The 21387-nt window shown below is 51.4% G+C and carries 20 protein-coding genes and 1 riboswitch; of the genes, 19 read left to right on the top strand and 1 reads right to left on the bottom strand.

The window, feature by feature from the left end:
* Window positions 1-86 precede the first annotated feature (86 nt).
* From DW915_RS09770 to DW915_RS09680, 19 genes are all read left to right on the top strand, one after another.
* Window positions 87-1070: a DUF1385 domain-containing protein gene (locus DW915_RS09770; protein ID WP_118700338.1), complete on the top strand. Its 984-nt coding sequence runs from the start codon at window positions 87-89 to the stop codon at window positions 1068-1070.
* Between the two features lie 3 nt (window positions 1071-1073).
* Window positions 1074-1931 carry a peptide chain release factor N(5)-glutamine methyltransferase gene (prmC, locus tag DW915_RS09765; RefSeq protein ID WP_022462137.1) on the top strand — a complete coding sequence of 286 codons (858 nt, stop codon included), beginning with the start codon at window positions 1074-1076 and terminating at the stop codon, window positions 1929-1931.
* A 75-nt stretch (window positions 1932-2006) separates the two neighbouring features.
* The gene (gene prfA, locus DW915_RS09760; protein ID WP_022462136.1) at window positions 2007-3083 is read left to right on the top strand and encodes a peptide chain release factor 1; all 1077 of its coding nucleotides are present in this window, start codon (window positions 2007-2009) and stop codon (window positions 3081-3083) included.
* A 92-nt stretch (window positions 3084-3175) separates the two neighbouring features.
* Window positions 3176-4096 (top strand): nucleotidyltransferase family protein, encoded by a 921-nt coding sequence (locus tag DW915_RS09755; protein ID WP_055219722.1) that lies wholly within the window; start codon window positions 3176-3178, stop codon window positions 4094-4096.
* Window positions 4097-4200: 104 nt separating this feature from the next.
* Window positions 4201-5547, top strand: a complete 1347-nt coding sequence (glmM, locus tag DW915_RS09750) for a phosphoglucosamine mutase (protein ID WP_022462134.1) — start codon at window positions 4201-4203, stop codon at window positions 5545-5547.
* Window positions 5544-6578, top strand: coding sequence for a tetratricopeptide repeat protein (locus tag DW915_RS09745; protein WP_055219726.1), 1035 nt, complete (start codon window positions 5544-5546; stop codon window positions 6576-6578). The genes glmM and DW915_RS09745 overlap by 4 nt, the downstream gene beginning before the upstream one ends.
* 18 nt (window positions 6579-6596) lie before the next feature.
* Window positions 6597-7832, top strand: a complete 1236-nt coding sequence (gene hflX / locus DW915_RS09740) for a GTPase HflX (RefSeq protein ID WP_118742042.1) — start codon at window positions 6597-6599, stop codon at window positions 7830-7832.
* 247 nt (window positions 7833-8079) lie between these two features.
* Entirely contained in the window at window positions 8080-10491 is a 2412-nt protein-coding gene (locus DW915_RS09735; protein ID WP_055227013.1) for a ribonucleoside triphosphate reductase, read from the top strand.
* A 158-nt stretch (window positions 10492-10649) separates the two neighbouring features.
* Window positions 10650-11927 (top strand): O-acetylhomoserine aminocarboxypropyltransferase/cysteine synthase family protein, encoded by a 1278-nt coding sequence (locus DW915_RS09730; protein ID WP_022463108.1) that lies wholly within the window; start codon window positions 10650-10652, stop codon window positions 11925-11927.
* Between the two features lie 41 nt (window positions 11928-11968).
* A complete protein-coding gene (locus tag DW915_RS09725) occupies window positions 11969-12451 on the top strand; it encodes an acyl-CoA thioesterase (protein WP_118742041.1) in 483 nt (160 codons plus the stop codon).
* 121 nt (window positions 12452-12572) lie between these two features.
* Window positions 12573-12653, top strand: a riboswitch (ZMP/ZTP riboswitch).
* 78 nt (window positions 12654-12731) lie between these two features.
* Complete coding sequence (locus DW915_RS09720; protein ID WP_022463110.1) at window positions 12732-13445, top strand: IMP cyclohydrolase; 714 nt, start codon at window positions 12732-12734, stop codon at window positions 13443-13445.
* A gap of 31 nt (window positions 13446-13476) precedes the next feature.
* The gene (locus DW915_RS09715) at window positions 13477-14655 is read left to right on the top strand and encodes a phosphoribosylaminoimidazolecarboxamide formyltransferase (RefSeq protein WP_117760499.1); all 1179 of its coding nucleotides are present in this window, start codon (window positions 13477-13479) and stop codon (window positions 14653-14655) included.
* Between the two features lie 183 nt (window positions 14656-14838).
* Window positions 14839-15081: a hypothetical protein gene (locus tag DW915_RS09710; RefSeq protein ID WP_022463113.1), complete on the top strand. Its 243-nt coding sequence runs from the start codon at window positions 14839-14841 to the stop codon at window positions 15079-15081.
* Complete coding sequence (locus DW915_RS09705) at window positions 15068-15595, top strand: DNA-deoxyinosine glycosylase (RefSeq protein WP_118742040.1); 528 nt, start codon at window positions 15068-15070, stop codon at window positions 15593-15595. Before DW915_RS09710 ends, DW915_RS09705 begins: the two co-directional genes overlap by 14 nt.
* Window positions 15596-15599: 4 nt before the next feature.
* Window positions 15600-15830, top strand: coding sequence for a hypothetical protein (locus tag DW915_RS09700; protein WP_022463115.1), 231 nt, complete (start codon window positions 15600-15602; stop codon window positions 15828-15830).
* A 37-nt stretch (window positions 15831-15867) separates the two neighbouring features.
* Entirely contained in the window at window positions 15868-16212 is a 345-nt protein-coding gene (locus DW915_RS09695) for a metal-sensing transcriptional repressor (RefSeq protein WP_055219739.1), read from the top strand.
* Window positions 16213-16242: 30 nt separating this feature from the next.
* A complete protein-coding gene (locus DW915_RS09690) occupies window positions 16243-17067 on the top strand; it encodes an Mrp/NBP35 family ATP-binding protein (RefSeq protein WP_055219741.1) in 825 nt (274 codons plus the stop codon).
* A gap of 335 nt (window positions 17068-17402) precedes the next feature.
* The gene (locus tag DW915_RS09685; RefSeq protein ID WP_022463118.1) at window positions 17403-17630 is read left to right on the top strand and encodes an HPr family phosphocarrier protein; all 228 of its coding nucleotides are present in this window, start codon (window positions 17403-17405) and stop codon (window positions 17628-17630) included.
* A gap of 329 nt (window positions 17631-17959) precedes the next feature.
* Entirely contained in the window at window positions 17960-20452 is a 2493-nt protein-coding gene (locus DW915_RS09680) for an ATP-dependent DNA helicase (protein ID WP_117801941.1), read from the top strand.
* Here DW915_RS09680 and DW915_RS09675 read toward each other — a convergent pair.
* A complete protein-coding gene (locus DW915_RS09675) occupies window positions 20443-21336 on the bottom strand; it encodes an AraC family transcriptional regulator (protein ID WP_055219743.1) in 894 nt (297 codons plus the stop codon). The genes DW915_RS09680 and DW915_RS09675 overlap by 10 nt on opposite strands.
* Window positions 21337-21387 lie beyond the last annotated feature (51 nt).

The raw sequence follows: 21387 nt of genomic DNA, 5'->3' as shown, positions 1-21387 counted from the left end.
TGAAAAACGGGCTGAGGTTGGAAGATCTCAGCCCGTTCTTGCGTTACGGATGCAGAAAATCCCCTTTGAGGAGGTAAACGTAAATTATGAAATCATCCAATATTGGCGGCCAGGCCGTGATGGAAGGCGTCATGATGATGAACAAGGACCGCTATTCCGTCGCAGTACGCCGGCCGGACGGGGAGATTGAGGTTAAAGTAGAGCAGCACAAGCCGCTGACGAAGCACAAGGAGCTCTTAAAAGTTCCGATTCTGCGCGGTGTCTTCAGCTTTGCCGATTCGATGATCGTCGGCATGAGTTCCCTTATGTACTCCGCTTCGTTCTATGAGGACGAGGAGGAGGAAAAGAAAAAGCCGGCGACGAAAGAGGAAGAGGAGCAGCAGAAAGCGAAAAAAGAAAAGACAGACAAGCTGATGATGTACGGAACCGTCACATTTTCCGTTGTCATCGCCGTCGTTCTCTTTCTGATGGTGCCGTACTTCCTGTCCGAACTGCTGCACAAAGCGGGAGCCGGAACGACACTGACCGCGGTGGCAGAGGCCTTTGTGCGTGTGGCACTGTTCCTCGGCTATCTGGCAGCCATTTCCCGTATGGAAGACATTCAGCGCGTGTTCATGTACCACGGCGCCGAGCATAAATGCATCAACTGCGTTGAGCACGGTCTGGAACTGAACGTGGAAAACGTCTTAAAGAGTTCCCGGGAGCACAAGCGCTGCGGAACGAGCTTTCTTATGTACGTCATCGTCATCAGCATCATCTTTTTCATGTTCATCCGGGTCGATTCCCCGGTGCTGAAAATTGTGATCCGCCTGCTTCTCATTCCGGTGATCGCGGGCGTTTCGTATGAAATTATCCGCCTGGCGGGAAAAAGTGACAATAAACTGGTCAACCTGATCAGTAAACCGGGCCTGATGCTGCAGCACCTGACGACGCGCGAGCCGGATGCCGAGATGGCAGAGGTTGCGATCGCCGCTGTGGAGGCTGTGTTTGACTGGAGAGCGTACCTGAACGAAAACTTTGGTTATACGTACCCGGCCAAAACCGAAAAGAAAGAACATGAGGAGCCGTGACCGATGAGTGTGCACGATAGAAAAAACTTGAAATCTGCACTGGAATCCGCTATTCTGTACTTACAAAAGCAGGGGGTGGAGGAAGCCCGGCAGGACGCATGGCTTTTACTGGAGCATGTCTGCGGGATCAGCCACAGCACCTACTTTGTACACAGTGAAGATGAAATGCCAAAAGAACAGCAGGAGCAGTACGAAGCGCTGGTCAGAAAGCGCGGCGAACACATTCCGCTGCAGCAGCTGACCGGAGAGGCGTGGTTCTACGGAATCCCTTTTTTTGTGAATGAGCATGTACTGATTCCGCGGCAGGACACCGAGATTCTTGTGGAGGAAGCGCTCCGCGGCCTTCCAAAAGATGCACGGATTCTCGATCTCTGCACCGGTTCGGGATGCATTCTCATATCGCTTCTTGTGACGAGAGAGGACTGCACGGGAATCGGCGCGGATCTCTCCGAGAAAGCCTTACAGGTTGCGGAAAAGAACGGCGCACAGGCGGGCGGACGGGCATCGTTCGTAAAGAGCAACTTATTTGAAAACATCGAGGGAACCTTCGATGTGATCGCAAGCAATCCGCCGTATATCCGCACGGATGTGATTGAAACGCTGATGCCGGAGGTGCGCGACCATGAGCCGCGGATGGCACTCGACGGCAGTGCGGACGGTCTTGTCTTTTACCGGAAGATTACAGAGCAGGCAGGAAGCTATTTAAAAGAGGGCGGAAAGCTCTGTTTTGAAATTGGATACGATCAGGGAGATGAAGTGCGGGAGCTGATGGAAACCCACGGCTTTGCCGATGTACAGGTTCTGAAAGATCTGGCAGGCCTGGATCGCGTGGTGACCGGTATCTGGCACAAAAAACCCTGACAGAAATGAATTTTAATTTTGACACCATAATGACATCATAAACAGACGAAAACAGTAAAAAGGAGCAGTCATTTTATGTTTGATAAACTTGATGATATCCTCATGCGTCTCGAGGAGGTACTGAATCAGTTAAGCGAGCCGGACGTCGCTGCCGATGCGGCGAAGTTCCAGAAGCTGATGAAGGAGCAGGCAGAACTCCAGCCGATCGCAGACGCATATAAGGACTATAAAACACAGAAACAGACCATCGAAGAGAGCCTGATGCTTCTTGAGGAGGAATCCGACGAAGAGATGCGCGAAATGCTGAAAGAAGAGCTCTCCGATGCGAAAAAACGCGTAGAGGAGCTGGAGCAGGAGCTCAAAGTCCTGCTTCTGCCGAAAGACCCGAACGATGACAAGAACGTTATCGTAGAGTTCCGCGCAGGTGCCGGCGGAGACGAGGCGGCACTCTTTACCGCAGAAATCTGCCGTATGTACATCAAATACGCAGAGAGCCGCGGCTGGAAAACAGAGCTGACCAGCGCCGATGAAAACGGAATCGGCGGCTTTAAAGACGCAACACTTCTGATCAACGGAGCAGGCGCGTACTCCCGGATGAAGTACGAGAGCGGCACGCACCGCGTACAGCGTGTGCCGGAAACCGAGTCCGGCGGAAGAATCCATACCTCAACCATGACCGTAGCGATCATGCCGGAGGTGGACGACGTCGAAGTACAGATCGACCCGAAAGATTACAAATTCGATGTATTCCGTGCTTCCGGAAATGGCGGCCAGTGTGTCAATACGACCGACTCAGCAGTCCGTCTGACCCACTTCCCGAGCGGCATCGTCATTTCCTGCCAGGATGAGAAATCACAGTTAAAGAATAAGGACAAGGCACTGAAGATTCTGCGTGCCCGTCTGTACGACTTAGAGCAGCAGAAACAGCACGATGAGATGGCCGAGCTTCGAAAGAGCCAGGTCGGAACGGGAGACCGCTCCGAGAAGATCCGTACGTACAACTTCCCGCAGGGACGTGTGACGGATCACAGAATCAAACTGACCTTATACAAACTGGACGCCATCATGAACGGCGATCTGGATGAAATCATCGACAGTCTGATTGCAGCCGATCAGGCCGCAAAGCTGAGCAGCATGCAGGAAGAAGCATAATAATAAACGCTGCGAATCACGATTGGTCTACAGGATCGATTGCTGATAGAATAAACAAGAGAAAAAAGGGGAAAAGAGAAAGGGAAAACGCTATGAAGAAAACAGCACTTGTGATCATGGCAGCCGGAATCGGCAGCAGATTTGGAAAGGGAATCAAACAGCTTGAGCCAGTAGGACCAAACGGGGAGATCATCATGGATTATTCCATCCACGATGCACTGGAAGCCGGCTTCAACAAAGTAGTCTTCATCATCCGCAAGGATCTGGAGAAAGATTTCAAGGAAGTCATCGGCAACCGCATCAGCAAAATCACAGAGGTGGAATATGCATTCCAGGAGCTCGATGATCTGCCGGCAGGCTTTGCAAAACCGGAAGGCCGTACCAAACCGTGGGGAACCGGCCAGGCCGTTCTTGCCTGCAAAGGTCTTGTAAAAGAGCCGTTTGCTGTTATCAATGCTGATGACTATTACGGAAAAGATCCGTTCGTAAAACTGCACGACTACCTCGTACAGGAGCATGATGTGGATGAAGTTATGCCGATCTCCATGGCAGGATTCGTGCTTGGAAACACCTTAAGTGACAACGGCGGTGTTACAAGAGGTGTCTGCGTCGTTGATGAAAACGGAAACCTGACCGGTGTCAACGAGACGAAAAACATCGTAAAGACCGCAGAGGGCGCAGGCGTTGAAAAAGAAGACGGAACGGTTGATCCGATCGACAAAAACTCCCTTGTTTCCATGAACATGTGGGGACTGCAGCCGGAGTTCATTGATCTTCTGGAGAAAGGCTTTGTTGAATTCCTTTCTGCACAGAAAGAGGGAGATGTAAAAGGCGAGTACCTCCTTCCGATCTACATCGACGAGCTGCTGCACGCAGGAAAAGCAGAAGTAAAAGTTCTTCCGACCGACGCAGAGTGGTTCGGCGTAACGTATCAGGAAGACAAAGCTTCCGTAACAGAAGCATTCCGCAAACTGATTGCGGACGGCGTATACAGCGAGAAGCTGTACGACTAATTACGATATTTTGTTATTTGAGTGAATAACCAGAAAAAGCGTGTTTGAATGATTGCAAAAAATTTCAGACACGCTTTCTGCCCGAAAGGGGAAAGGAGCATACCATGGGTAAATATTTTGGAACAGATGGATTTCGCGGAGAAGCAAACATTGATCTGACGGTTGAGCATGCATATAAAGTGGGAAGATTCCTCGGATGGTATTTCGGAAAAGACCACAAAGCACAGATCGTCATTGGAAAAGACACCAGACGCTCCAGCTACATGTTCGAATATTCGCTGGTAGCAGGACTGACCGCATCGGGAGCAGACGCTTATCTGCTGCACGTAACGACCACCCCGAGCGTTTCCTATGTTGTCCGTACCGAAAACTTTGACTGCGGAATTATGATCTCCGCCAGCCACAACCCGTTCTATGACAACGGAATCAAAGTCATCAACGGCCTGGGACAGAAACTGGAAGCCGACATCGAAGCGCAGATCGAAGCCTACATCGACGACGGAACACCGAAGATCCCGTTCGCAACGAGAGAAGACATCGGACGCACCGTGGATTTTGCAGCCGGAAGGAACCGCTACATTGGACACCTGATCTCGATTCCGACAAAATCCTTTAAAAACATGAGAGTCGGACTCGACTGCTCCAACGGAAGTGCCTCTTCCGTAGCCAAGAGCGTGTTTGATGCCATCGGCGCCAAGACATATGTGATCCACAACGAGCCGGACGGAACAAACATCAACTGCGGCTGTGGTTCCACCCACATCGAAGAGCTTCAGAAATATGTAAGAGAGAAACACCTCGATGTCGGATTTGCCTACGACGGAGACGCAGACCGCTGCATCGCTGTCGATGAGCTGGGAAATGTGGTAGACGGAGACCTGATCATGTATGTCTGCGGTAAATACTTAAAAGAAAAAGGCCAGTTAAACGGAGATACGATTGTGACCACGATCATGTCAAACCTCGGTCTTTACAAAGCGTGTGACCGCGCCGGTATCCGGTATGAGAAGACGGCAGTCGGCGACAAATACGTGTGCGAGAACATGATGGCAAACGGCTATTCTCTCGGCGGAGAGCAGTCCGGCCACATCATTTTCAGCAAGCACGCGACGACCGGTGACGGAATCCTGACCTCCCTGATGGTGATGGAAGTGCTGATAGATAAGAAACTCCCGCTCAGCACCCTGACAGCCGAGGTAGTGATTTACCCGCAGCTCTTAAAGAATGTCCGCGTGGCAAACAAAGCAGCTGCAAAGGCCAACCCGGCAGTACAGAAAGCAGTAGAAGACGTAGCAGAGGCCCTGGGCGATGACGGACGCATCCTCGTAAGAGAGAGCGGCACCGAGCCGGTGATCCGTGTCATGGTGGAAGCACCGGACGACGCAACGTGTGCAAAATACGTAGACCAGGTTGTTTCTGTGATGCATAAAGAAGGACTTGTGACAGAATGAAAAAAAGACTGGTAATCTTTTTTCTGGCGGCGGCAATGGTGCTTGGCGGCTGTGAAAATAAAAATTCAAAGCTTTATAAAAAGGGCATCGAGGCGCTCGAACAGAAGGACTACGTAACGTCGATTGCGATGCTGGAGGGAGCCGTAAAGGCAGGCGACCGACTGGCGGAGAGCTACCGGTCGCTCGGCATCGCTTATCTGAAAAGCCAGGAGTATGACAAGGCAAAAGAGGCTTTCAAGAGCAGTCTTTCGAGCATGAAGCACAAAGACGCGGAGTTTTCGCGCGATGTCATGTATTACGAGGCGGAAACCTGCGTACAGGCCGGAGATCTGGATGGAGCCATTGAGATCTGCACCAATATTCAGGAAGAAAAGGCCGATGCCGATGCGCTGTTCCTTAGGGGACGCGCGTACTTCCTGCAGAAGAATTACGAGCAGGCGAAGGTGGATTTTGATGCGGCAGTGGAGACGAAGGAGAGCTATCAGCTCTGCCTTGACATTTACGAGCTGTATCAGGAGAGCAGCATGAAGGCGGACGGAGACCGTTACCTCGAAGCGGCAGTGAAGATTGAGCCGAAAACGACCGAGGATTATTATAACATCGGCTGCGCATACTACTATCTGGAGGAGCAGGACGAGGCGGTCAAAGCGTTCTCGAAGGCAATGAAGGACGGCAGCAGCGCGGCGATGGAAATGCTCGGCGAGGTTTACCTTTCCAATGGTCAGAACGACGAGGCGAAAGCACTGTTTTCTTCGTATCTTTCGACAGATGGCTTTGCGGCGGCAGCAAACAACGGGCTGGCGCTCTGCGCACTTGCGGAAAACGACACGGACAGTGCACTCTCGTATATCGAGGAAGGACTCAAAACGGCAGAGGATTCCGACCGGGAAAATCTGCTGTTCAACCAGATTGTATCCTATGAAAAACGGGCGGATTTTGATACCGCGAAGTCGCTGATGGCGGATTTTCTGGCAGCATACCCGGAAAACACCGCGGCGCAGCGGGAAAATACGTTTCTCCAGAACCGATAACAGACGGAGGAAGTTGGATTGTTTGATTTAAGAGAAGAACAGGAGCGCGTGATTCTGGTCGGCGTACAGGAAAACGGCGGCGCAAACGCAGAAGAATCGCTCGACGAGCTGGCGGAACTGGCCAGCACCGCCGGTGCGAAGGTGGAGGGCCGCCTGGTGCAGGTGCGGGAGGCCATTCATCCGGGAACGTACATCGGAAAAGGAAAATTAGAGGAATTGAAAATTCTGGTGCGCGCCTGCGATGCGACGGGCATCATCTGCGACGATGAGCTCTCCTCGATCCAGTTAAAAGGGCTGGAGGAAGCACTGGAATGCAAGATCATGGACCGTACGCTTTTGATCCTGGATATCTTTGCGGCGCGCGCCGTGAGCAGCGAGGGTAAAATCCAGGTTGAGCTGGCCCAGTTAAAGTACCGTGCGTCCCGACTTTCCGGCCTTGGCACATCGCTTTCCCGTCTCGGCGGCGGAATCGGTACGAGAGGACCGGGAGAGAAAAAGCTGGAAACCGACCGGCGCCTGATCCGCACGCGTATTACGCAGTTAAAACGTGAGCTTGAGGAAGTACGCCAGCACAGAGAGCTCCTTCGTGAAGGCAGAAAACGTTCCAAAATCCCGGTAGCGGCGCTCGTAGGCTATACGTCAGCGGGAAAGAGCAGTCTTTTAAATGCACTGACAGGATCGGAAATTCTGGCAGATGCAATGCTATTTTCCACGCTGGATACGACGACGCGGTCACTGACCCTTCCGGATGGACAGGAAATCCTGCTGACCGATACGGTTGGATTTATCAATAAGCTGCCACATCATCTGATCGATGCATTCCGCAGTACGCTGGAGGAAGCACGGTATGCCGACTATATTCTCCACGTTGTGGATACGTCAAATCCGCAGATGGAGCTGCAGATGCAGGTCGTGTACGATACGCTGCGGGAACTGAAAGTTGAGGACAAAAAGATCGCCACCCTGCTGAACAAGCAGGATAAGCTTCTCGCCCCGATGGTTGTAAAAGATTTCCGGGCAGACGCGAGCCTTGCGGTCTCTGCCAAAACAGGACAGGGACTCGAAGACCTCAAAAATTTACTCTCCTCGTGGATGATGGAGGGAAAAATCTATATCGAGCGCCTCTATCCGTACGATAAGGCGGGAACGATTTCACTGATCCGCGGATACGGAATTCTGCTCGAAGAAGAATATCTGCCGGAAGGCATCCGCGTAAAAGCCTATGTACCGAAGGATATCTATCCGAGGGTATAGAGGTATGGCAAGCGGGCTTAAAAACGGCAGTACATCCCTTTAAGCGCCGTACAGCGCCGAAAAATGGAAGGGACAGAATACAAGTAAAAGTACCATATCTAGTGATGTTAGAAAATTTCACACTAGATATGGTACTTTTTACTATTGACGGGAGAAACATGCTCTGCTATCATATGGTTCAGACACTGCAAAGAGTGGAACCTTAAAAAGGCCTTGCAGAAACGGTTGAATTAACAGGAGGGATTCCATGTTTCAGGTAGAAAAGAGAGACGGAACGATTGCAGAGTTCCAGATGAAAAAGATTACCGATGCGATTGGAAAAGCATTCGGCGCAAAAGATATGCAGTTCAGCGATGACATGCTTCAGATGCTGGCACTGCGCGTAACAGCGGACTTTCAGTCCAAGATCAAAGACGGAAAAATTTCAGTGGAGGCAATTCAGGACAGCGTGGAGAACGTGCTGATCCAGTGCGGCTACGCAGAAGTGGCAAAAGCTTACATTCTGTACCGCAAGCAGAGGGAAAAAATCCGCAACATGAAATCGACGATCGTAGACTACAAAGAGATCGTGGACAGCTACGTAAAAGTAGAGGACTGGCGTGTCAAAGAGAATTCGACCGTAACGTATTCTGTCGGCGGTCTGATCTTAAGCAATTCCGGCGCGATCACAGCCAACTACTGGTTATCAGAGATTTATGATGACGAGATCGCCGAGGCACACCGCAACGCGGATATTCACATCCACGACCTGTCGATGCTGACCGGCTACTGTGCAGGATGGTCGTTAAAACAGCTCATCAAAGAAGGACTTGGCGGCATCAACGGAAAGATTACTTCTTCTCCGGCAAGACATCTTTCGGTTCTGTGCAACCAGATGGTCAACTTCCTCGGCATTATGCAGAACGAGTGGGCAGGTGCGCAGGCATTTTCTTCATTTGATACGTATCTGGCGCCGTTCGTCAAAGTGGACAACTTAAGCTACGGCGAAGTGAAGAAGTGCATCGAGGCGTTTATCTACGGCGTCAACACACCGAGCCGCTGGGGAAGCCAGGCACCGTTCTCCAACATCACACTCGACTGGACCGTACCGGATGACCTCGCGGAGCTTCCGGCGATCGTCGGCGGCAAGGAGATGGACTTCAAGTACAAAGACTGTAAAAAAGAGATGGATATGGTCAACAAAGCGTTCATCGAGACGATGATCGAGGGAGATGCCAACGGAAGAGGCTTCCAGTACCCGATCCCGACCTACTCCATCACATCCGATTTTGACTGGTCCGATACGGAGAATAACCGTCTGCTGTTCGAAATGACTGCAAAATACGGTACCCCGTACTTCTCCAACTACATCAACAGCGATATGAAACCAAGCGACGTGCGCTCCATGTGCTGCCGTCTCCGCCTGGATCTGCGTGAGCTTCGAAAGAAAACCGGCGGATTCTTCGGTTCCGGCGAGAGCACCGGATCGGTCGGCGTTGTCACCATCAATATGCCGCGTATCGCATATCAGTCCAAAGATGAGAAAGAGTTCTACCGCCGTCTCGATCATATGATGGATATTGCTGCACGTTCGTTAAAGACGAAACGTGAGGTCATTACCCGCCTCCTGGACGAGGGACTGTATCCATATACGAAACGGTACCTTGGAACGTTTGAGAACCACTTCTCAACCATCGGTCTGATCGGTATGAACGAGGCCGGCTTAAATGCCGCATGGCTCGGAAAGGGTCTGGAGGATCCGAAGACACAGCAGTTTACGAAAGAAGTTCTGAACCATATGAGAGAGCGTCTTTCTGATTACCAGGAGGAGTACGGCGATCTGTACAACCTTGAGGCAACTCCGGCGGAGTCGACCGCATACCGTCTGGCAAAACACGACCGTGCAAAATGGCCGGATATCAAGACCGCAGGCCATGAGGGAGATACCCCGTACTACACCAACAGCTCCCATCTGCCGGTGGACTATACCGAGGATATTTTCTCTGCGCTTGATATTCAGGATGATCTGCAGACGCTGTACACCTCGGGAACTGTCTTCCATGCGTTCCTTGGCGAAAAACTGCCGGATTGGAAAGCAGCAGCTTCCCTTGTGCGGAAGATTGCAGAGAACTACAAACTGCCGTACTACACGCTGTCCCCGACGTATTCTGTTTGTGCGAACGACGGCTATCTCGCCGGCGAGCACTTTACATGTCCGATCTGCGGAAAAGAGGCAGAGGTTTACAGCCGTATCACGGGATATTACCGTCCGGTCAAGAACTGGAACGACGGAAAACGCCAGGAGTACAAGAACAGAACTGTATATGATATCATCCACTCCAAATCGCCGGAGCAGAAAATGAAATCGTACGGCGCAGCAGAGAAACTGGCAGAGCAGGCCGCTGGAAAAGAAGAGCCGAAAGCCGCTGCAGCAGCAGATAAAATCGAGGAAGACGGCATGTACCTGTTCACGACAAGCACCTGCCCGAACTGCAAAATGGCAAAAGAAATGCTCGCCGAGGAGCAGTATGAGGTGATCGACGCAGAGCGTCACCCGGATCTTGCCGCACAGTACGGCATCATGCAGGCACCGACTCTTCTCGTTGTGGAGGACGGCCAGGCGCAGAAGATTGTGAATGCTTCCAATATCCAGAAATATGTGGATGAATATCTCTCCTAAATCTGTGCGCATATAGTTGCAGGAAAGAACAAACAGAGTTATAATAGGAAAAAGTGATACCCTCGCCCGGGCATCCCGGGTGGGGGTATTATTATGGCGCTGAGCACAGCAGAAATCGGCCCGGTGGACCGGTTTCACTTACAGAAGGGAGAAAAATTATGGGATACAGCCAGGACACAATCTGTGTACAGGGAGGATGGCAGCCGAAAAACGGTGAGCCGCGTGTACTTCCGATTTACCAGAGCACAACATTCAAATATGCAACCAGCGAGGAAATGGGAAAACTGTTCGATCTGGAGGAGGAGGGATATTTCTATTCCCGTCTGCAGAACCCGACGAACGACGTCGTAGCACAGAAAATCTGCGATCTGGAGGGCGGCGTGGCAGCCATGCTCACATCTTCCGGCCAGGCGGCAACGATGCTTGCTGTTACCAATATCTGTGAGGCAGGCGACCACGTTGTCTGCGCGGCAAAGGTTTACGGAGGAACCTCCAACCTGCTCGCCGTTACCTTAAAACGATTCGGCATCGAGACTACCCTCGTGGACCAGGATGCGCCGGCAGAGGAGCTGGAAAAAGCATTCCAGCCGAACACCAAAGCTGTCTTTGCCGAGACGATTTCCAACCCGGCAGGTGTTGTACTTGACATTGACAAGTTTGTTAAACTTGCACATGAGCACGGCGTTCCGATGATCTGCGACAACACCTTTGCAACCCCGATCAACTGCCGTCCGTTCGAGTTTGGTGTAGATATTGTCACCCATTCCACCACAAAATACATGGACGGCCATGCAATGGCGCTCGGCGGAGCGATTGTTGATTCCGGAAACTTCGACTGGGATGCGCATGCAGACAAATTCCCGGGTCTTACCACACCGGACGAGTCGTATCATGGTGTTATTTACACCCAGAAATTCGGCAAAAAAGCATACATCACAAAAGCAACCGCACAGCTGATGCGCGATATGGGAGCGTGCCAGTCCCCGCAGAATGCATTCCTGACGAATGTCGGTCTGGAGACCCTGCACCTGCGCGTGGAGCGTCACTGCAGAAATGCCGAGAAAGTGGCAGAGTTCCTGAAAAACCACCCGAAGGTAGCATGGGTTGAGTACGCAGGCCTTGCAGACAGCAAATACCATGCGCTGGCAGAAAAATACATGCCGAACGGAACCTGCGGCGTTCTCTGCTTCGGACCAAAGGGCGGAAGAGACGGCGCGATGCGCTTCACGAACGGCCTGAAAATGGTAGCAATTGTAACACACGTTGCCGATGCAAGAAGCTGCGTTCTGCACCCGGCAAGCCATACCCATCGCCAGCTGAACGATCAGCAGCTCATCGAAGCCGGTGTTCTGCCGGATCTGATCCGTCTGTCAGTCGGCATCGAGGATGTGAACGATATCATTGCAGACCTTGATCAGGCGCTTGCGAACGTATAAAGATACAAAAAACAGGATGTGAAAAGGAGCGTATTGGTAAAATGGAAGAAATGGCAAAGAAACGCGTAAAAGATTCTGAGACAGAGCAGTCGTATCTTCTGATGCACCGCCATATCAACGGCTATGGCCGTCTGTTCGGCGGCCAGCTGGTCGCGTGGATCGATGAGCTTGCCGGTCTGGTGGGACGCCGCCACTGCGGCCACGAAATCACCACCGCGTGCATCGACAATCTGAACTTCAAGCATCCTGCTTTTCTGAACGACACCGTCGTACTGGTCGGAAGAGTGACGTATGTCGGACGCACCTCAATGGAGGTGCGCGTCGACACGTACGTGGAAGAGCTTGCGACCGGCATTCGGAAAATGATCAACCGTGCCTACGTGGTGATGGTGGCCATCGACGAGAATGGTCACGCACTTCCCGTTCCGGGGCTGATTCTGGAATCTCCGGAGCAGGAAGCTGAGTGGGAGGGCGGAAAACGCCGCTATGAACTGCGAAAAGAGCGTCACAGAGAGGGGTTCTAAGTTGACGTTCACCCGCACATTTGCAGAATCCACCGGAGCTGTCTTCGTGCATTCTGAAAATTTTATTTTAAGAAAATCCCGCCGTGTCCCTTGACAGGCGGGATTTTCCATGTTAAGGTAAAGGCAGTTATACGACTGACGGAAGTGGAAATGACCACAGGGAGTATAGCGTGAGAAGAGGCCGACCGTCTGGGCAGAAGAATGCTTGGGGGAGTGGGTCTGTTTTTTTATCCAAAAACAGAAAATCCCATTCCAGCCACCTTGAAAAGGAGATCAGAAGATGAAAAAAGTATCACTGGAACAGGAATTAAAAGGAAATGCATATCCAGGAAGAGGAATTGTGATCGGCAGATCCAAAGACGGCACAAAAGCTGTTGCCGGATACTTTATTATGGGCAGAAGCCAGAACAGCCGCAACCGTGTCTTTGTTGAGGAGGGTGAGGGAATCCGCACACAGGCGTTTGATCCGTCGAAGCTGGAAGATCCGAGCCTGATCATCTACGCACCGGTACGCGTTCTGGGAAATGATACGATCGTAACAAACGGAGACCAGACCGATACCGTATACGAAGGACTGGAGCAGGGAAAAACGTTTGAGGTATCCCTTCGAAGCAGAGAGTTTGAGCCGGATGCACCGAACTACACTCCTCGTATTTCCGGTGTGATGCACGTAGAGAACGGAACGTACGGCTACCAGATGTCGATCTTAAAGAGCAATAACGGCGATCCGTCCCAGTGCAACCGCTACACCTTCTCCTATGATAACTGTGTAGCAGGGGAAGGCCATTTCATCCACACCTACATGCACGACGGCAATCCGCTGCCAAGCTTTGAGGGTGAGCCAAAACTGGTCGAGATTCCGGATGACATCGATGCCTTCACCGAACTGCTCTGGAGCAGCTTAAACGAGGACAACAAGGTGTCCCTCTTCACACGCTATATCGACATTGCAACCGGCAAGTATGAGACAAGAATCGTGAATAAAAATAAATAAGAAATCGAGTGTTTTGCGAAAGGAGAAAATCATGAAAGAATTAGCGTTAAAATACGGATGCAACCCGAACCAGAAACCTTCCAGAATTTACATGGATGATGACAGAGATCTTCCGATCGAAGTATTAAGCGGCCGTCCGGGCTATATCAATTTTCTGGATGCCTTCAATGGCTGGCAGCTGGTACGTGAGCTGAAAGCAGCCACCGGTCTTCCGGCAGCAACTTCCTTCAAGCACGTTTCCCCGGCAGGTGCAGCCGTAGGTCTTCCGCTGGACGAGACCCTGCGTAAAATTTACTGGGTAGACGATATGGGAGAGCTTTCTCCGTTAGCATGCGCTTATGCAAGAGCCAGAGGCGCAGACCGTATGTCTTCTTTCGGCGACTTTATCGCACTTTCTGATGTCTGCGACAAAGACACCGCATCCCTGATCAAACGCGAGGTTTCTGACGGTGTCATCGCTCCGGGATTTACCGATGAAGCACTGGAAATCCTGAAAGCAAAGAAAAAAGGTAACTACTGCGTCATCAAAATCGACGAGAATTACCGTCCGGCTCCGCTCGAGCACAAACAGGTCTTCGGCATTACCTTTGAGCAGGGCCGCCAGGAGCTGCCGATCGACGATGAGCTGCTCTCCAACGTGGTAACCGAGAACAAAGAGATTCCGGAAGCAGCAAAACGCGATCTGAAGATTGCACTGATTACCTTAAAATATACCCAGTCCAACTCCGTATGCTTCGTCAAAGACGGTCAGGCCATCGGTGTCGGTGCAGGCCAGCAGTCCCGTGTGCACTGCACCCGTCTTGCCGGACAGAAAGCCGACAACTGGTTCCTGCGTCAGTGCCCGAAGGTGCTGGATCTGCAGTTTGTAGACGGCATCCGCCGCGCAGACCGTGACAATGCGATCGACGTTTACATCGGCGAGGAGTACATGGATGTTCTCGCAGACGGCGCATGGGAGAAGATCTTCAAAGTAAAACCGGAAGTCTTCACAAGAGAAGAGAAACGTGCATGGCTCGACCAGATGAAAGGCGTAACCTTAGGTTCCGATGCCTTCTTCCCGTTCAGCGACAACATCGAGCGCGCACACAAGAGCGGCGTCCAGTACATCGCAGAGCCGGGCGGATCAGTCCGTGATGATGCTGTGATCGAGTGCTGCAACAAGTACAACATGGCAATGGCGTTTACGGGAATCCGTCTGTTCCATCACTAAGAAGAAAAAAACATATAATAAAAAGAATCCGGCTCCGGCAGCCGGGTTCTTTCTATTATATGGCAGAGAAATTTTAGAACAGGGGGAATTTCGGGAAAATCCCCTGTTCTTTTTGGAGAAAGTATGATAAAATACCCCATGGGCGTATTTTTTGGCGCCGCTGCAAAAAGGAGGATGAGAAATATGCGGCAGATGGAATTTAAAATGGAGCGACAGGGACTTCTCGAGGAAGGCCAGGAAGTCAACGTGACAGAAAGCGCACTGCCTACCTCCTATTATTATACGATTACCCCGGCAGTGGCCATGAGCAGGAATTATCAGGCGTATGAGAGGCTGCAGTCCCGGAAGGGAATCGTAAAAGAAGTAAAAGAGACACCGAGAGGATTCTATACGGTAGTGGAGTTTGATGAAGATGAGCCGACCTGACGAGAACAAAAATGAGCACCCGGTGGTGCATCCGATTCCGCCGGTTTACCGCGCCGATTCCCGGATTCTGATTCTCGGCAGTTTTCCGTCCGTAAAATCCAGGGAGACCGGATTTTTTTACGGCCATCCGCAGAACCGTTTCTGGAAAGTGACGGCAGTCGTGTGCGGGGAAGAGGTGCCGCAGACCGTGGAAGAGAAGAAGGCGTTTCTGCTCCGGAATCATATCGCTGTCTGGGATGTGATCGCGTCCTGCGTCATCACAGGCTCGAGCGATGCGAGCATCCGCGATGTTGTGCCGAATCCGCTGCAGGACATTCTGGAATGCGCCGATATTCGGCAGATTTACTGCAACGGGGCGACCGCGTGGAAGTATTACCGGAAGTACCAGGAGAAGCAGCTGGGACGGGAAGCGGTTCGCCTTCCGTCGACGAGTCCCGCGAACGCCGCATGGTCTGTGGAGCGGCTGCTTGGCGAGTGGAGCCAGTGCGGAGAAGTCTTACGAAACGGAGAGTGACAGGATGAAAAAAGAGTACGAGACCGTCTGGGAGATTTTTAATGAGTGTGCCAATAATCAGATGCGGGACGTCTTTTTCGACGAGATTGAGACGGATGACCCGGAGGCGTATATCCGTCAGAAATTTCCGGACAAAAACTTAAAATATGAAAAAACGGTGGAAGCGGACGGATCTCTGGTCTTTGACATTGAGACCTCCGGCATCCGCCAGCGGTTTACGTTTACAGAAATCTGAATCGCGCAGAAAATACCAGAAAAGCGGAGAAAAAACGATGAGTGAAGAAAAACACACGCATGTGCATGTGCTGGAAGACGGCACCGTGATCGAGCATTCCCACGATCACGCCCACGGGCACCATCATACAAATACAAAAGCAGTCTTAAACCGCCTCTCCCGCGCGATCGGACACATGGAGTCGATCAAGCGGATGGTAGAGGAAGGCCGGGACTGCACTGAGGTTCTGATCCAGCTGTCTGCCGTGAAGGCGGCCATTAACAATACAGGAAAAATTATCCTGGAGGATCACATTGAACATTGCATCGTCGATGCAGTCGAGCATGGGGACACAAAAGCGATTCAGGAGCTGAATAAGGCGATCGACCGCTTTGTCAAATAAGCAAGAAAAACAAGAAAAGAGGAAAGAAACATGGCAAAAGAATGCAGCAATTCGAGCTGTTCCAAAGAAAGCTGCGAAGGATGTCCAAGCAAAGCAGGACAGGGCAAACCGGATTTTCATATTGATCTGAATGCCGATTCTTCGATCAAACATGTCATTGGCGTTGTCAGCGGCAAGGGCGGTGTTGGTAAATCCATGGTAACCGCATCTCTGGCAAACCAGAAAGCAAAAGAGGGCTACAAGGTTGGTATCCTCGATGCCGATATCACAGGACCGTCCATCCCGAAAATGTATGGCCTGAAAGGACCTGCAAACGTAGATGACAAGGGCGTTTACCCGGCAGTTGCAGCAAACGGCGTAAAGGTAATGTCCATCAACCTCCTGCTTCCGGGCGAGGAAGAGCCGGTCATCTGGAGAGGACCTGTCATCGCAGGAACCGTAAAACAGTTCTGGACCGACGTCATCTGGGGCGACCTGGACTATCTCTTCGTCGATATGCCGCCAGGAACCGGTGATGTTCCGCTGACCGTTTTCCAGTCTCTTCCGGTAGACGGCGTAGTGATCGTATCTTCCCCGCAGGATCTGGTGCGCATGATCGTCATGAAAGCCTACAAGATGGCACAGATGATGAGCGTTCCGGTGCTCGGTATCGTAGAGAACTACAGCTACCTCGTATGTCCGGACTGCGGCAAAAAGCTGTCCATTTTCGGCGAAAGCCACATCGACGAGATCGCAGCCGAGATCGGCGTGCCGGTTCTCGGCAAAATGCCGATTCATCCGGAGTTTGCCGAGCTGGTGGACGAAGGAAGATTTGCAGAAGTGGATAACACCGATATTGCAAAGATCAACATCTAATCATTAAATATAGAAGCAAGTAATGGCATGAAAAACTCGTTTTTCCTTGATTTTACAAGGAAAAGCGGGTTTTTTTGACAAGATTTTTACGTTTCTTTTGGCAAAAACTATTTTATTTTAAACGGATTTTGTGTAACCGGTTACACACGACTGCGCAAATGAGACAAAAAGCGACAAATATGAAGGGTTAATGAGAAAAACTTGCATAAAAAACATGCATAATATGGCAAAAACAAGGAAATAAATTCAATATTGACATTTAAAGAGAAAAAGTGCATAATCTACCTCAACGATAGGAAAACAAACAGCTATTGATTAAGAAAGAGGTGAATCGTATGTCACACTGCGTAGTAAGACTCAATGGAACTGAGGAAGTAGAGGAGTTTGTAAAAGCAGCTTCCAAATGTGATTTTGATATTGACATTTTTTACAACCGCGTTATTATTGATGCAAAATCCATTCTTGGCATCCTCAGCATGGATCTGAACCGTGATCTCACCGTACACTGCTATGGTGACAGCCCGGCATTCAATAAAACCCTGCAGAAATTTGCTGTAGCATAAATTTTATTAAGGGAAACGAAAAAAATTCAGCCTGCGCCGCCAGCGAGAGTAGAGACAGAATTTGCGCAGGGGACTTTCTGAAGAAAAACTAATCACACGAGACACATAGCTTCAGAGAGAAAAAAAGGAGACTGTTGCGGCAGTCTCCTTTTTTCTGTATAATGATAACTATTCAGAGCTATGCGAAATTCCAGAAAAGGACACGAATCATGCTTGCATGAATGAGCGTTCTTTTCTGGAATTTCATATGGCGAGAAGCCACATCGAGATGCAGCGCAGCGGAATCGAGATGGGGCTTTGAATAGTCTGGTTAGAAAAGGAGCGGGCTAGTGGAAGAGAAGAAGAAAGAGATCCGGATTTCCGTGCGGAATCTGGTGGAGTTTATTCTGCGCAGCGGGGATCTGGACAACTCGTCGGGCGGTTTTGGCGAGCGGGATGCCATGCAGGCGGGAACGCGGGTGCATCAGCAGATTCAGAAAAAACGGGGCGCCGATTACCGTGCGGAGGTTCCGCTGGTTCACGAAAAAGAATATGAGCATTTCATCCTGCGCGTCGAGGGAAGAGCAGACGGCATGTACGAGGACGGAACCACGACCGTGATCGAGGAGATCAAGGGAACGTACCGTGACCTCGAAACGATGGAAGAGCCGGTTCCGGTACATCTGGCACAGGCGAAGTGCTACGCTTACATCTACGGCCTTCAGAACCGCAAAGAGGAGATGGGCGTGCTGATGACGTACACCCTGCTCTCCTCCGAGGAGGAAGGCCTTCTGCGCCCGCTCACCAAAGAAGAGGTAAAGCCGGAGCACTCTAACTGGCGCATCCGCCATTTTCTGCAGACGTACAAGCTCCCGGAACTGGAGCAGTGGTTCGATGAGCTACTCGACGCCTGGTTTATCTGGGCGGAATTCCAGTACCAGTGGCAGAAAGCGCGAGATGCCTCAATGCAGCACCTCGAATTCCCCTTCCCGTACCGGAAAGGCCAGCGGGAACTGGTGAGCGGCGTCTACCGTACCATTCTGCGGAAAAAAGAACTCTTCGTCCAGGCGCCGACCGGCATCGGAAAAACAATGTCCACGGTCTTTCCGGCCATCCGCGCGATCGGAGAGGGCTGCGGCGACCGTCTTTTTTATCTGACTGCGAAAACCATCACCCGTACCGTGGCAGAGGAGGCGGTCTCCATTCTAAAAGAGAAGGGACTGCAGTTCAAAGCAATCACGCTGACCGCAAAAGAAAAAATGTGCATCCTCGATGAGCCCGAATGCGATCCGATCCACTGCCCGCGCGCGAAAGGTCATTTTGACCGGATCAACGCGGCGGTGTACGAGATGCTGACGGAATGCGATTCCTACACAAGAGAGGAAGTCCTGCGCCAGGCGGAAAAATGGAACGTTTGCCCGCACGAGTTCCAGTTTGATGTGGCTTCGTGGGTGGACGGCGTGATCTGCGATTACAACTATGCGTTTGATCCGACCTCGAAATTAAAACGCTTTTTCGCAGAAGGAACGAAGGGTGACTACATCTTTCTGATCGACGAGGCACATAACCTGGTCGAGCGGGGCCGCGATATGTTCAGTGCCACGCTCGTCAAAGAGGAGATTTTAAAGGTCCGCCAGCTCCTCCGCCCGTATGCACCGGGCAAAAAGCTCGAGAAGGCGCTGAATCGCTGCAATCACCAGATGCTCGTCTACAAAAGAGAGTGCGATTCCTGCACGGAGCTGGAAAGCGTATCGACGTTTCTTATGATGGTCAATCAGCTGCTGGAAGAACTGGCGGGCTGGCTGGAAGCGCATAAGACAAGCGAAATCCGGAAGCAGGTTCTGGAATTTTACTTTAACTTGCGAAATTTTTCCGAGATTTACAATTTAGTGGATGAAAATTATCTGATCTACACGAGTTATCTCGATAACGGCGATTTTGCACTGCGCCTGTTCTGCGTCAACCCGGCGGAGAATCTGCAGCAGTGTATCAACCAGGGGCGGTCGGCCGTCTTCTTTTCCGCGACGCTGCTGCCGGTGCAGTATTATAAGAAGATGTTCAGCACGAATACGGACGATTACGCGATTTACGTGGAGTCCCCGTTTGATCCCACGAAGCGGTGTCTGGCGATCGGAAGCGAGGTCAGCACGAAGTATCAGCGGAGAAACCGCGCAGAGTTTGAGAAGATCGCCGCCTATCTGAACGAGATGATCCAGAGCCGGAAGGGCAACTATATGGCGTTCTTCCCGTCATACCGCCTGATGCAGGATGTCTATGCGGTCTATGAGGAACTGTATGCAGATGAAAACGTGACCTGCCTGATCCAGGAGTCGGCGATGCGGGAGCAGGAGAGAGAAGCGTTTCTGGAAGCGTTTGCGAAAGACAACGAGAAAACGCTGGTGGGATTCTGTATCATGGGAGGCATTTTCTCGGAGGGAATTGATCTGGACGGGGAAAAGCTGATCGGCGCGGCCGTTGTGGGAGCCGGAATCCCGCAGGTGGGGCCGGAGAGAGAACTTTTAAAGCAATATTTCGACCGCAGCGGAGAGAACGGTTTCGACTACGCGTACCGCTATCCCGGCATGAATAAAGTATTGCAGGCGGCAGGGCGCGTGATCCGTACGACGGAGGACACGGGTGTGATTCTGTTGCTCGACGAGCGGTTCCGAAACAGGGAGTACCGCGAGCTGTTCCCAAGAGAGTGGGAGGACTGCCGGATTGTGCAGCGCAGCAGCCTCCCGGAGGTAATCCATTCGTTTTGGGAGAGGGTGGATTGTGAGAGCGGATCAAAAGCCGGGCAGCAGGAAATGAAATCTCGGTGCAGCGCTGAACGTTACGTGTGATCCGCACGGTTCCGGTATTCGCTCGGTGAGCAGCCCATCTGCTGCCGGAAAATTTTAGAAAAATAGGCAGGACTGGAAAATCCGGTCTGTTCTGCTACGGAAGTGATACTGGCCTGGCGCTCGAGAAGGAGCGGCAGGCTTTTTTCAATACGGTAATCGAGAAGATAGTCAAACAGGGATTCGTTCATGCATTTCTTGAAAAAACGGCAGCATTCACTGCGGCAGATGTGGATCTGTGCGGCGAGATCCTCGAGCGTCAGATGCTCCATATAATGGCGGTGGATGTAGTCGAGCAGAATGCGGAGCCGCTCAACATCACGCGCTGCCGCCGTGTTCTGGGATTCACCGGAAAACGATGCGTGGCGGTAAATCTCAATCCAGATCGACAGCAGAAGCTCCTGGATTTCCATCTCAAACGCGGACGGCTGTGAAAGCGAGAGGTCGTAGATGCGGTGCATACAGGCAAGTACCTGGTTCTGCCAGTCGATCTCCGGCGAAAAGACGATGGAGGCGAGCTGCATATCCGTCAGCACCGGTTCGACGTAGCGCGTCTGGATCACACTGTTTGAAAAACCATAGAGAAAGCGCGGGGCGAACGTGGTTGAAATATAGACGCAGTCCATCCCGTCGATCATGTGGCCGCTGTGAAGCGCATTCGTGTTGCAGAAAATGCCGTCCCCTTCTTTTAAGACATACGATTTGCCGTTGACCTGATATCCGATCTGTCCCGAGAGGACAAACGTCAGCTCAATTTCCGGGTGCCAGTGCCAGGAAAAGGAGCCGCGCTCGTAGCGGGAGAGCTGTTCGTAACTGATGTTGACAGGAAATTCATAGCTGCCGTGGGCCTTCAGCTCACGGTTTTCTTTATCCATGCGGATCTGCATGAAACGTACCTCCAATCCATAAAATCCATTAAAAATCATACGATAAGTAAA

It is taken from the genome of Blautia sp. AM42-2, from assembly GCF_003480245.1.
Taxonomy (GTDB): Bacteria; Bacillota; Clostridia; order Lachnospirales; family Lachnospiraceae; genus Fusicatenibacter; species Fusicatenibacter saccharivorans.
This window is presented reverse-complemented; position numbering and strand designations above follow the sequence as displayed.

Excerpts from the sequence above, each read along its gene's own strand:
- DW915_RS09770 (WP_118700338.1), top strand. The coding sequence starts at position 87 with ATGAAATCATCCAATATTGGCGGCCAGGCCGTGATGGAAGGCGTCATG.
- prmC (WP_022462137.1), top strand. The coding sequence starts at position 1,074 with ATGAGTGTGCACGATAGAAAAAACTTGAAATCTGCACTGGAATCCGCT.
- prfA (WP_022462136.1), top strand. The coding sequence starts at position 2,007 with ATGTTTGATAAACTTGATGATATCCTCATGCGTCTCGAGGAGGTACTG.
- DW915_RS09755 (WP_055219722.1), top strand. The coding sequence starts at position 3,176 with ATGAAGAAAACAGCACTTGTGATCATGGCAGCCGGAATCGGCAGCAGA.
- glmM (WP_022462134.1), top strand. The coding sequence starts at position 4,201 with ATGGGTAAATATTTTGGAACAGATGGATTTCGCGGAGAAGCAAACATT.
- DW915_RS09745 (WP_055219726.1), top strand. The coding sequence starts at position 5,544 with ATGAAAAAAAGACTGGTAATCTTTTTTCTGGCGGCGGCAATGGTGCTT.
- DW915_RS09735 (WP_055227013.1), top strand. The coding sequence starts at position 8,080 with ATGTTTCAGGTAGAAAAGAGAGACGGAACGATTGCAGAGTTCCAGATG.
- DW915_RS09730 (WP_022463108.1), top strand. The coding sequence starts at position 10,650 with ATGGGATACAGCCAGGACACAATCTGTGTACAGGGAGGATGGCAGCCG.
- DW915_RS09725 (WP_118742041.1), top strand. The coding sequence starts at position 11,969 with ATGGAAGAAATGGCAAAGAAACGCGTAAAAGATTCTGAGACAGAGCAG.
- DW915_RS09720 (WP_022463110.1), top strand. The coding sequence starts at position 12,732 with ATGAAAAAAGTATCACTGGAACAGGAATTAAAAGGAAATGCATATCCA.
- DW915_RS09715 (WP_117760499.1), top strand. The coding sequence starts at position 13,477 with ATGAAAGAATTAGCGTTAAAATACGGATGCAACCCGAACCAGAAACCT.
- DW915_RS09710 (WP_022463113.1), top strand. The coding sequence starts at position 14,839 with ATGCGGCAGATGGAATTTAAAATGGAGCGACAGGGACTTCTCGAGGAA.
- DW915_RS09705 (WP_118742040.1), top strand. The coding sequence starts at position 15,068 with ATGAGCCGACCTGACGAGAACAAAAATGAGCACCCGGTGGTGCATCCG.
- DW915_RS09700 (WP_022463115.1), top strand. The coding sequence starts at position 15,600 with ATGAAAAAAGAGTACGAGACCGTCTGGGAGATTTTTAATGAGTGTGCC.
- DW915_RS09695 (WP_055219739.1), top strand. The coding sequence starts at position 15,868 with ATGAGTGAAGAAAAACACACGCATGTGCATGTGCTGGAAGACGGCACC.
- DW915_RS09690 (WP_055219741.1), top strand. The coding sequence starts at position 16,243 with ATGGCAAAAGAATGCAGCAATTCGAGCTGTTCCAAAGAAAGCTGCGAA.
- DW915_RS09685 (WP_022463118.1), top strand. The coding sequence starts at position 17,403 with ATGTCACACTGCGTAGTAAGACTCAATGGAACTGAGGAAGTAGAGGAG.
- DW915_RS09675 (WP_055219743.1), bottom strand. The coding sequence starts at position 21,336 with ATGCAGATCCGCATGGATAAAGAAAACCGTGAGCTGAAGGCCCACGGC.